Source organism: Leptolyngbya sp. BC1307 (assembly GCF_002286735.1).
Lineage (GTDB): Bacteria > Cyanobacteriota > Cyanobacteriia > Phormidesmidales > Phormidesmidaceae > Phormidesmis.
This window is the reverse complement of record NZ_NRTA01000144.1, coordinates 1-1269: the sequence shown is the minus strand read 5'-3', so window position 1 is coordinate 1269 and position 1269 is coordinate 1. Positions and strand designations below refer to the sequence as shown.

The 1269-nt window shown below is 50.7% G+C and carries 1 pseudogene; it reads left to right on the top strand.

Features of this window, described 5'->3' with window-relative positions:
* Window positions 1-90: 90 nt before the first annotated feature.
* A pseudogene (locus tag CKL79_RS22435) lies at window positions 91-369 on the top strand (phosphate ABC transporter ATP-binding protein); the annotation flags it as partial.
* Window positions 370-1269 lie beyond the last annotated feature (900 nt).

Here is a 1269-nt window from a genome sequence, read left to right as displayed (position 1 = left end):
ATCTTGGCTTTGACTGCACTCTACGCTGCCTGATGAGATCCTGATTACCCGACTACCCCGCTGTCGTCACTCGCCTATACCCACTGTCACCTAATAGATGAGCCTTGCTCGGCCCTCGACCCGATCTCAACCCTACGAATCGAAGAGCTGATGAATGAGCTCAAGAAGGAGTTCACCATCATCATCGTTACCCACAACATGCATCAGGCCGCGCGGGTGGCCGACTACACGGCATTCTTTAACGCTGAGGCGGTGGGCGACAAGGGCAATCGGCTAGGCTACCTAGTGGAAATTGACCAGACCCATAAAATCTTCACTAACCCTGTCGACGAGCACACCCGTGATTATGTCAGCGGCAAGTTTGGCTAGGGCGAGAGGGGAGAGAGTTTAGCGCACAATAGGAGTTTCCGGGCGTGGTTTAAAAACCGCCGATTTTGGGTCACACTCGCAGCCCAAAATAGACCACCGTCGTCGATGGCCCAGCCTATTAATTGATTCAATTTCTAAGCTCTCTGGAACCGCTTAAAACCAAGGAGTTCGAGCCAATGTGGGTGAGGCTGGCCAGTGAGCAACTCCGTGGGACTTTTCCCGACTCGCTCCGGTACCCGAGAGCGGATGAAGCAGCGGTGTGCGATTCGTTCCTGTACGAAAGGCTGAAAAGCTAATAAGGCAGGGCTTCTAAGAGATAACCCACTCAGGGTGGAGTTCGCACTTTAATCTCTCTTAGATGACAACTTGATGCTCTTATAGGTGATGCCTCTGACCAAGCCCAGAAAGCTAGTCCTATCCGCCCGGTATAAGGCGTGACAGCATAGCCCTCATTTCAACGGTTTAGCGCCAATGGGATGAAGCAGGGTTAAACGTCGGTATCTGGAAGCCTAATCTGGAAACCCGGCTAGCACGTGTGTATGAGTAAAGCCCAAAGGGCCTGAATGTATGACCGAACCATCGTCATTCATAACCAGTGAAAAGGCTGATGAGAATCTAAGGCAATGCCTGAACACTCAGGACACTGGAAACAAAAGTTACCGATTTCTAGGCCCACTCATATCGCTAGGGTGGGATTTATATCCAAAACGAAATCCGGTGGACAGTACAACTCTAACCACACAACCCAAGAACATCAGGAACGAAGTAACCTGACCAATTTTCACTCTAGAGGGTCGAATATCTAGAGCAGGTACTAAACCAAAAGGATTGGCAGGCAGGATGGTCTAAGAAGCCAACGCCTGGGGTAATGCTCAGGATATGCAGACGTAGACCCGATAG